The organism is Streptomyces sp. NPDC048606, assembly GCF_040650855.1.
Taxonomy (GTDB): domain Bacteria; phylum Actinomycetota; class Actinomycetes; order Streptomycetales; family Streptomycetaceae; genus Streptomyces.
Map to the genome: position 1 here is coordinate 1 of NZ_JBEZIB010000078.1, position 9,109 is coordinate 9,109.

Here is a 9,109-nt window from a genome sequence, read left to right on the forward strand (position 1 = left end):
CGAACGCGAACGAATCGCCGCCCACATCACCACCACCGGCGCGATCATGCGTACCGCCCTGACCCGCACCGTCACCGGCCGCTCAGAAGGGTAGATATCCCTGGTCCGCCATCTGTGCCTCAATGGCGCCCAGGTCGTCATCAGAGACCACACCGTCACGACAGGCGACCTCGGCGTCAATCGCACCGCGAGTGACGTCCTGAGGGGCTACCGCGATCCAGACGTCCGGATCATCAGACCCCCACCCATACCCCTCAGCCCACTTCGCGATGACGTCGGGGATCCTCACACCCAACGGGCCCGGATCGACCACAGGAGCCGTACGCGCCTCACCGCGCATAAGTACCTGTTCCTGAACCGCACGGCTCACGCGTGCCGATGGGCACGCCGTCTAATGGACACGGACGAGAGCGTGCGTGAGCCAGCGGCGTCCCGGCGGATCCGCTACGGAGAGGCCATCGACCGCTACGCTCGGCAGCAGCGCGCCTGACGCCTTGAGGGAGGTACCGACGTCTTCGTGGTTTGAGGACGGACACCGCCTTCGACAGCATCGGACCGCGTCGGCGCTTGGGCTTGCCCTGGGTCGGGGACAGTCGCCCCGGACCTGCGCGCAACTGCATGTCCGGCATGTCGATCCACGGAGGAACCATGGGCGTCATCATTTACCGGGACGCGAACTACGAGGGGCCGAGCCACGAACTGGCGTTCGGAGTGTACGACTTCAACTATCTCAGCAACCTTGCCATCGGGGATAACACCGTCAGCTCGGTACGGGTCCCCGAGCACTACAAGGTCGAGCTCTACGACGGCCACGACTTCACGGGCGAGAAGCTGGTCCTCACGGCGGACACGCCCTGGCTGGGCGACTTCAACTTCAACGACCGCACGAGTTCGATCAAAGTCTTGGATGGCCGGACCGACGTCGCTCGCGGCCATATGGAACGTATCGTGGGGCGATACTTCGGGAATGGGTGATTCCTGTAGGCGCGGCTCCGGCCGTCGTTGACGCGCGTGCCGGCCGGACGTGAACACGCCGCCCCCCGGCGAGCCGTTCGGTGAACGGTCACCGTAATCGTTCACCGAACGGCAGACTCCACGGGGCCGAGTTGCTAGAGGCCCCCTGACCAGGCCCGGAAGGGGTTTAGGAACAGGCTCTCACGGTCGGGGCTCCCGGGTCCGGGAGCCCGCGCGGGTGGGGGTGGCGGGATCCGCCGGCGGATCAGGCCTGGGTCGAGGCGGCCAGGCCGGCGACGATCAGGTCACGCAGCACATCGGCGCGGGGCCGGCCCTGGCCGTACTCCGCCACCCGACGCCTCACCTCCGCGTCGAGGCGAACTTCCCACTTCGGCCCGATGGCGGGCCGGCCGCCGAGACGGGGGCCAACCTCCTCCGGCTCCTGGCCGAAGCGCTCCTCGATCACGTCGTCATCTTGGTTGCGGCGGAGCCACGCTTTCGCGTCCGCGGCGTCGATGTACTCGGTGCGGAGCTGGCTCCCTTCCCGCTGAGAGGACGTGCGGAGCACCCAACGGCCGCCACTGGTGTAGTAGAGCGTCTGGTGGGCGTACTTGGGGACCGGGTGGACCGATGCCCCGGTGATGTCCCGCGCCTCTTGGTAGGCGGTGGCGGAGTCCATTTCGAAGTGGCCGACGTAAACGCCCTGTTCGCGGGGGTTGTACTCGTCGTCGTCGTAGGTGTGGACGCTGGTGCGCATGGTGCCTCCTCCGGGAGTGCGGACCGCTTTCCGCATGCGTTAACCATGACACCGGTTAACGCATGCGTCAACCCAACTGGTCACAAGACCAAGGACGTTCGCGCCGACTCGACCGGCGGCGCGGGAGGATCATCCCCTGTAGCGCGCCTTCGTGGCCGCGCACTCGGGGCACCTGCACCGGTGATGCCGGTAGGCGTCCGCCGTCCGCGGAAACCAGCAACCCACCCCCGGCCGCCACACCGCTGTGCCACGATGGCTGAGCACGAAGTCCCCACCGCGGTGGGGGTGATCTGATCGCCCTTTTCGGGGTCACAACAGGTATGGCTTCGGGAATCTCCCTCCCTACGGGAGACCCCTTATCGCCCCTTTGAGGGGTGACTCCCCGCCGACGCGGGGGAACGGACAACGGCAGCGCCCCACACGCAGTGTGGGGCGCTGCTTCTTTCGGTGGTGACCCGCTACGCGCCCACACTCCTGGCGTATGGGCATATCCCATCAGGCATGAACTGGGCGCATGCGGGCCCGGTCGGGTGGCCGGCGCTCACACCGCCGACTCGACCCCGGTCGTCGTCCGGGCGGCGAGCCACCCGGAGCCCGTACGGCGACTGATACCGCCCAACTCCGACAGGTACTCGATCGTGTGGCTGTCGTCGCGCGCGGTGGCCATCAGGTCCCGCAGCGACATGTCCGCTGCGGCCACCTCCCCCAGCGCCAGGTGTCGACGGGCGCCCGCGACGGCGACGCGTTGCGCGGCCGTCAACCGGGGCGCCTCGCCGGCCCACTCGATGATGCGGGCGGTGAGCCCGTCCCAGTCGTAGCGGTCCGCGCTGCGGTCCTCCTGCGCCGCCAGGACCACCGCCGACTCGTGGCGCCGGCGTACCTTCTCGACGCCCCCCGCGAGCCTGATGTGGTCCGCCGAGTAGGCGGTGGGGTCGAAGGGGCGGCCGAGGAGCGCGCGGCGGACGCGTTCTTCGCGGTCGATGACGGCGGCGCGCACGGTGGTGGGCCCGCTGATGTCCCACCACGTCAGATGCGCGCCGGCCGGGAGGGCGTCGGGGCCGGCCACGATCGTGGGGTAGAGGTGATCCGCGCACGTCCAGCACTGCCGGCGCAGGCCCACGAAATCGAGGTCCCTGCCGGGGGGCTGCGGGAGTCGGCAGAGCACGGGCACGGCCCACGTGAGGGTGTAGGCGGCGTGCGTGCTCAGGTGCCCGCACTCGTCCTCGTCCTCGTGGGGACGGATCCGCACCACGGGCACGCGGGTGTCGACCACCAGCCGGGCGCCGGCGGTGTCCGACTCCGGGACGGGGATCCCCGACCGAACCAGGGTGGCCCGCAGGTCGCGTGTCGGGGCGGCGTCCTCCCACCGGTGGACGTACACCCCGGACGCCGCGATGACGGCCGCGGCCGTCATCGGGTCGCCCCGTCGACGTCCTCGTCCTGGCGGGCGAACTGGTCACGCAGCCGGACGGCCGTCTCGATGACCTCGGACACGGGCAGGTCCGGGTGACCGCGGTAGGAGGTCTCCACCATCCTGTCTGCGGACTGCGTGGCCGGCACCTGCACGTGCGGGTCGGAGAGGGGCTGATCGCTGATTCCGATGTGGCCGTCCACCAGGCGCTCGATGAGGGTGAGCCGGCGCTCGGGGTCCGTCACGGACTCGACGCGGGCCGCGAACAGGGCCGGCAACCCCCGCACGGTGATGAGGCGCTGCCCCGTGTCGCGCAGGACGCTGCGGCGAATTTTCACGCGGACGGTGCGGGGCTCCCGCATGCCGGGGCCGGTGTAGCTGATGGTCTGTTCCAGATCGATCACGCGAGACTCCAAAGAGGGCGACCGGATGGGAGCCGATTCCCGCATACGAAGGGAAGCACTTCCCATGCTGAACGAGAAGAGCTTCCCATCAACGCGGGTCCCTTGGGGCGGATTCCGCGAGAATCCCCCGAACGAGTGACGGCCCCGCTCAGCGAGCGGGACCGTCGAGCCGACCGTCAGGATGCGCGGACGCAGCTACGACAGACATCGACGCTGAACGTCTCGTAGCGAATCGAGTTGTCGAGGGCGGCGGGCCGGCCACGACGCTGAACGACCAAAACGGCCTGGTCCTCCCAACCGTCATGATGCCGAGTGCACGTCGCCCACAACGGAAATCCGGCTACGGCAACCGCGGCCCTCACCATCCCGTCGTCCGACTCCGACGGGTCGAGGAGCAACTCCCCGGCCGCTACCGTCACGGCCTGGTACTCCAACGTCCAGTCCACTGTCAGGCTCGGTCGGATCGCCCGCGCACGTGCCACGGCCTGATCGACCGCACTGACGTGCACGCCCAACAACTCGGCCGCCCGCATCCGACCACCGCGACCGAGCCGGGTCACCAGCGCCTGCACATTCAGCGCGCGCCGGTCGGCGGCCCAGTCCCTGTCATCCATCCGTACCGCCTGAAGTAGGTCTGCGACCTCCCTGCTGACGGCCACTCCTCGCGCATCCCGCCCGATCGCGGGCCGCTGTCCGTCCTGCGTCACGACTCCTCCTCGTCTCGTACCTGACGACCCCTCAAAGCTACAGCCCACCTGTAGCCATTGGCTACAGGCGGGCTGTAGGGAAACACGTTCGATCAGGCCGTCGACCCGTACCGCTACGGAATGGACGTGCGGCGCTACCGGCGGACCGGGCCGCGATCCTCGCGGACCTGGGCGTCATCTGAGAACGGCGACGTCAAAGGGGCCAGGCCCGTACGGGCCTGGCCCCTTTGGCATGCAGGGGGCGAACCAGTCAGGCATATGGGCTTACCCCATCAGACATGAACTGGGTGCATACGACTGCTACGGGGAGTCGCCCCGCCACACGTACCGGTCCACGGGGCCGGGCGCGTCCGAGTCGGCCGGCTCGTAATCCGCCCGCCCGCCGAACCCGAACGCGCCCGTGTCGCACATCAGGAGGGCGCCGCCGGCGATCATCTGCGGCGTCCACCCCGTGATGTCGAGGAGCTGCCCGTCCAGGGGGCCGCCGGTCAGCTCCAGATACGCGTGTCCCTCGTCCGGCCCGAAAGGGTCGTCCGGGTCCCCTGGTTCCCACCCGTAGACACGCCGCCCCGCCCATCGCTCATCCATCCCACCACCCTGACAGCCACACGGTCCGGTCCGGGTGGTGATGCCACATCACCACCCGGACCGGTCACCCCCGCTCACCCCACCGCACGCCGCTCCCGCACCCCGGCCAACCGCCGCGCCTCCTCCAACTCCGTACAGCGCAGGCCGCCGCCCGGGTGCCACTCCAGCGCCGGCGCGACCGCGTCCCCGTGCTCGACGCACCAGCCGACCGGGACCAGGCCGCCGCACTCCTGGCGTTGGCAGGCGCAGGCCTCGCCGGGCGCGGTGAAGGGGAGGGCGTGGCGGGTGACGCCGCCGGTCGGGTGTGAAGACGCCGTTCCCCGCAGGCCGGCCGGCCAGGCGAGGGTGACGTGGAGGCCGCCCGCGCCCGTCTCCACCCGGCCGGCAAGCCGTACCCCGCCCTGCACCGCCCACCCCGGCGCCCCCGGCAGGGTCAGCCGGCGCAGCGTTCCGCCGAACTCGTTGTCGGTGAGGGTGGCGAGGGCGTCGGCTTCGGCGTCGGTGGACCAGGCGGTGAGCCGGTCCTCGCCCGACGGATCCTCGGCCAACGTCAGCAACGGGTCGTCGAGGCGAACCGTGCGGGTGCCGCCGCCGGGGCGGGTGAACAACAGGTGCGCCGCCGGCGGCTTCGTGGGAACGGCGATCTTCTCGTGGGACAGGAGCCAGGCGATCACGGCGGTGCTCTCGAATTCGGGGTGGACCTCGCTGCCGGCGACCGGGGTGGGGAAGTCGTCGTTGCGGCGGCGCCAGTTCACCACCGCGGCACGCCCCACCCGAGCGATCCGCGCCACCCCCGCCAACAGAAGACGACCGCCGCCCTCCGGGTCGACGGGAGCGAGGCCGGCGAGCGGTGAGCGGCGGCCCGCCTCGACCGTACGCACCCCCCGCCAATCCACCTGCGGCCACACCACCGGGAGGAGCGCCACTTCCTCCGCGTTGTAGAGGTCGACGGTGGTGATGCCGCCGTGGCGCTTGAAGTCGATGTCCACCGAACCCGACGGCCGGATGAAGCCCTTCGTCACGAGGACGTCGAAGTCCGTACGGCGGACCCCGAGGCGGCGGGCGGCCTGGTCCGGCCCGAGGGGCACGTGGCGGTCCAGGAGCGCGGGCAGATCCCGACGGCGGGCCAAGGCCGCGACCTGTTCGGGGTGGACGTCGGGGAACTCGACCTCGCCGCCGAGGTAGACCAACAGGCCCGCGCGGACCAGGTGCCCGACCGCCGCCGGCGTCACCCGAGGCCGCCGCAACGGCAACGGGACGCCGAGCGCCTCGCTCAGCCGGTCCGCCGCCCAGCCGGCGCCGACCACGCCCGGCAACGCCGCGCGGACGGCCTCGGCGTCGACGGCTTCGACCACCGCCCGCGACCACAACCGGGCGCCGGCGTCCGCCGGCGGGACCAGACCCGAACCGGCCGCCCACCGCCAGGCCGCGACCGCCACCTTCAACCGGCCCGCCGCCTCGTACACGTCGAACACCTCACGCCGCCCCTTCGCCATGGAACACACTCCAAACGCACACCACCGGGCCCGACCCTCGGACCGCGACGGAACCATGACGAAACAGCGCAAAGAATGTCAAGAGCCGTTAATTCGGGTTGAGTTGGGCGCGCACCACACAAGTCGCCTACGCGTACGCGAGACCCTCACGCAACCCGGACGGGTGAACCGCGGCAACTCCCGGACATGCGAAAGGGGCCGCCCACCCGCAGGTGGACGGCCCCTTCCTCAACCGGGCGCTACGAGGCGGCGGCCTCCGCCTCCGGCCAGATCTGCGGGTCCTTGCCGCCACGCACCGTGCCCGTCAACCGCGCCTCCACATCGATACGGCGCTGCCCGCTCTTCAGCGCCCACACCCCGACGGCGGCCCGTACGGCGTCGACCGCCTCGCTCCAACGCACCCGGGCGGCATCCCACTCCGCATGCGCCTTCATCGACCAGCCACCCGCGACGGACGGCCGCCCATACCGCTCCTGCAACGCCCGCAACCGCGCCCACTCGGAATCGGCACGCTTCCGCAGAACGATCAATTCGCCGTTCAGTTCGATATCAGCCACGGCCGGATCCTAGGGCCCGCCACCGACACCACCACCGCGCCCCGCCGACCCGTACCCCGAACGCCCCCGCCGGCCTATAATCGAACTTGTGTCCGAAAATCGTCAGTCGCGTCTCGCGAGCCTCCGATTCCTGGAAAAAGTCCAGCTCAGAGACCTACAGCGCACCCGCGACTGGATCGACGCCGAGGAACGCATGATCGCCGCCGAGGGCGCGCGCAGGCCTCCGCCGCCGCCTCCGGAGTGGCTGATAGAGCACGGGATCGGCACGGGCCGGCCGGCTGTGCGCGTCCACGTTGGCGGGTGCTGGGACACCCGTACCCGCTGCAAGCCGGCGACGGCCGACGCCGCCCGGCGGGCCCTCGCGGAGGGCGTCTCCGCGTGCCCGCAGTGTCGGCCGGATTCGGCCCTCGGATTCCTCGACTGACCCCACCCCGCCCGCCCCATCCAGGTGAGATCCGGCCCTGCACGCACCGCGCGCGGTGCCGGACACCACCGCGGCGGCCCTACCGTGGCAGCGAGCGGGAGGGGCCCACCCCGAGCGACCCCTACCGCCCCGGCAGGGTGCCTGCCCCACCCCCACGGTGCAGGCACCCCACCCCGCCCGGGGCTACCCGACCGGCGCCGACTCGCGCGCCCGGAGCCACCCCTCCACCTCGCTGAGCCGGCTCTCCCACCCGAACTCCCGCAGCATCGCGGCGACCGACGGGCCGACCGCTTCCGCCTCTTCCGGGTCCTCCGACACCAGGACTCCCCACCCCACATGCGCGGAGTGCGCCAGCTCCGTGGTCTCCACGATCGGCTCGGCTCCCGCCTCACGGCGGCGGAGCGCGGTGGCCACCAGCAGCTCGACGGTCCCCGCGAGATCCGTGCTCCGGGCGAGCGTCAGCCACGCCCTGGTGGTCATCACCGTGACCGTGTGCGGATGCAGCCGGCCGAACTCCGCGTGGAGTGACACCTCCATCCGCGACGCGTGCACGATCGCTTCGGCGACGTCGCCGGCCGCGTGCGCGTCCCGCACCGCCGTCCACCGCGCCCGGTACGTCTCAGGCGGCGGAGGCCCCCACGGGGTTGCCGGCCGCCCGACCGGCGGCGCCGGCGCGGCGGCGGGCGAGGGGGGCTGTACCGGGCGCGGGGGGACCGCCGGCCGGGGCGGCGGCGCAACCGGGGCGGGGTGCGAGCCGACGTCGTGCACCGCTCCGCCGGGGGTGATGATCATGCACCACGGGGCGGGTGCCTCGGGGTCCGTCGCGCGGGCGCGGACGGGCCGACCGGCCATCGCGGCGAGCACAGTAAGCCGCTCCCGCCCGGCCGCCCGCAATTCCCTCAGAGTTCCCCCGGAGGCGATTTCCTCGCCGTCCACCGTGAGCACCAGGCCCTCGCCGCCGGCGTGGATCACGAGCGAGTAGACAGGGGTAGCGGGCACCATCGAAAGATCCTGCATTTCTACACTCCCTTGGGGAAATACGGGGGCGCCCACCCGAGGTATTTGGAGCCCCATTTGGATTCGATTTCCGACGCCGGCACGATATCCACATACCCGATACGGCGAATGTCATTGCTGATGATCATTCCGTCTCCGAGGTAGACGGAGACATGCCCGAAAGGCCCGTTCGTATCCCAGTACATGAGCGCACCGGGGGGAATATCACGCGATCCGGCATGCTTCATGTGGGCGGGCATGGTGCGCCAATGCGTGATGGCGTCGACCACACCGGACGCATGCCAACCGTGCACGATCGACGAAAAGGCCAGGCACTTTTGCCACCAGCGCTTTTGATTCAGAGCCGGCTGCGTCTTGGCCCATGCGATGGCGTCTTGTGTGGAGCGCGGATTTTTGACCTCCGGAGGCCATCCCGCCGCCGCATCATGAAATGGAGCCCCGACGGTCCCGTCGGGGGCGTCGCAGCGTCCGGGCATGTCAGGGGCCGGAGAGAGGGACGGCGCCCAGCTCGGAGCACCCCCACCAATTCCCAGGCGAGACAAATTGATTCCCGCCTGGCGGGCGATTGTCTCGGCCTGTACCCGGCGGGGTGCGTACAGCTCAGGATGCCCACTCAGCTGCACCGCCTGAGCGGCCTGCCCCGGATCCATCAGCTGCCACCCGGAAATGTCCACCAGGCCCGGCGGCTTACCGGAATTACCGCCGAAAAACAGGCCCGCGGAGTGCACCGGATCACGTACTTCCGCCGGGGTGCCCCACCCCTGCGAAGGGCGCTGCTGAAAAAGTCCCAGCGA

The 9,109-nt window shown here is 70.6% G+C and carries 11 protein-coding genes; 2 read left to right on the forward strand and 9 right to left on the reverse strand.

Annotated elements, in window-relative coordinates; genetic code table 11:
• Positions 1–648: 648 nt before the first annotated feature.
• Positions 649–975 carry a beta/gamma crystallin-related protein gene (locus AB0D01_RS39050; RefSeq protein ID WP_363064061.1) on the forward strand — a complete coding sequence of 109 codons (327 nt, stop codon included), beginning with the start codon at positions 649–651 and terminating at the stop codon, positions 973–975.
• Positions 976–1,219: 244 nt separating this feature from the next.
• On the opposite strand, the gene AB0D01_RS39055 is transcribed toward AB0D01_RS39050, so the two are convergent.
• From AB0D01_RS39055 to AB0D01_RS39085, 7 genes are all read right to left on the reverse strand, one after another.
• Positions 1,220–1,711, reverse strand: a complete 492-nt coding sequence (locus tag AB0D01_RS39055; protein WP_363064063.1) for a hypothetical protein — start codon at positions 1,709–1,711, stop codon at positions 1,220–1,222.
• Between the two features lie 541 nt (positions 1,712–2,252).
• Positions 2,253–3,125, reverse strand: coding sequence for a hypothetical protein (locus AB0D01_RS39060; protein ID WP_363064065.1), 873 nt, complete (start codon positions 3,123–3,125; stop codon positions 2,253–2,255).
• On the reverse strand, positions 3,122–3,526 hold the full coding sequence (locus AB0D01_RS39065; protein WP_363064067.1) for a hypothetical protein: 405 nt from the start codon (positions 3,524–3,526) through the stop codon (positions 3,122–3,124). Before AB0D01_RS39065 ends, AB0D01_RS39060 begins: the two co-directional genes overlap by 4 nt.
• 176 nt (positions 3,527–3,702) lie before the next feature.
• Positions 3,703–4,233, reverse strand: a complete 531-nt coding sequence (locus tag AB0D01_RS39070; protein WP_363064069.1) for a hypothetical protein — start codon at positions 4,231–4,233, stop codon at positions 3,703–3,705.
• Between the two features lie 300 nt (positions 4,234–4,533).
• Complete coding sequence (locus AB0D01_RS39075; protein ID WP_363064071.1) at positions 4,534–4,821, reverse strand: hypothetical protein; 288 nt, start codon at positions 4,819–4,821, stop codon at positions 4,534–4,536.
• A 74-nt stretch (positions 4,822–4,895) separates the two neighbouring features.
• Positions 4,896–6,317 carry a hypothetical protein gene (locus AB0D01_RS39080; protein ID WP_363064081.1) on the reverse strand — a complete coding sequence of 474 codons (1,422 nt, stop codon included), beginning with the start codon at positions 6,315–6,317 and terminating at the stop codon, positions 4,896–4,898.
• Between the two features lie 239 nt (positions 6,318–6,556).
• Positions 6,557–6,874 (reverse strand): hypothetical protein, encoded by a 318-nt coding sequence (locus AB0D01_RS39085; protein WP_363064073.1) that lies wholly within the window; start codon positions 6,872–6,874, stop codon positions 6,557–6,559.
• Between the two features lie 88 nt (positions 6,875–6,962).
• On the opposite strand from AB0D01_RS39085, the gene AB0D01_RS39090 reads away from it, so the two are divergent.
• On the forward strand, positions 6,963–7,298 hold the full coding sequence (locus AB0D01_RS39090) for a DUF6233 domain-containing protein (RefSeq protein ID WP_363064075.1): 336 nt from the start codon (positions 6,963–6,965) through the stop codon (positions 7,296–7,298).
• A 183-nt stretch (positions 7,299–7,481) separates the two neighbouring features.
• Here the strand turns inward: AB0D01_RS39090 and AB0D01_RS39095 are convergent, their stop codons facing one another.
• Positions 7,482–8,315 carry a hypothetical protein gene (locus tag AB0D01_RS39095; RefSeq protein WP_363064077.1) on the reverse strand — a complete coding sequence of 278 codons (834 nt, stop codon included), beginning with the start codon at positions 8,313–8,315 and terminating at the stop codon, positions 7,482–7,484.
• A gap of 2 nt (positions 8,316–8,317) precedes the next feature.
• Positions 8,318–9,109 (reverse strand): peptidase M23 (locus AB0D01_RS39100; protein WP_363064079.1); only part of this gene is annotated, 792 nt, incomplete at its 5' end.

What these genes read in the sequence shown, in the direction of transcription:
- AB0D01_RS39050 (WP_363064061.1), top strand. Translation starts at nt 649, where the DNA reads ATGGGCGTCATCATTTACCGGGACGCGAACTACGAGGGGCCGAGCCAC.
- AB0D01_RS39055 (WP_363064063.1), bottom strand. Translation starts at nt 1,711, where the DNA reads ATGCGCACCAGCGTCCACACCTACGACGACGACGAGTACAACCCCCGC.
- AB0D01_RS39060 (WP_363064065.1), bottom strand. Translation starts at nt 3,125, where the DNA reads ATGACGGCCGCGGCCGTCATCGCGGCGTCCGGGGTGTACGTCCACCGG.
- AB0D01_RS39075 (WP_363064071.1), bottom strand. Translation starts at nt 4,821, where the DNA reads ATGGATGAGCGATGGGCGGGGCGGCGTGTCTACGGGTGGGAACCAGGG.
- AB0D01_RS39080 (WP_363064081.1), bottom strand. Translation starts at nt 6,317, where the DNA reads ATGGCGAAGGGGCGGCGTGAGGTGTTCGACGTGTACGAGGCGGCGGGC.
- AB0D01_RS39095 (WP_363064077.1), bottom strand. Translation starts at nt 8,315, where the DNA reads ATGCAGGATCTTTCGATGGTGCCCGCTACCCCTGTCTACTCGCTCGTG.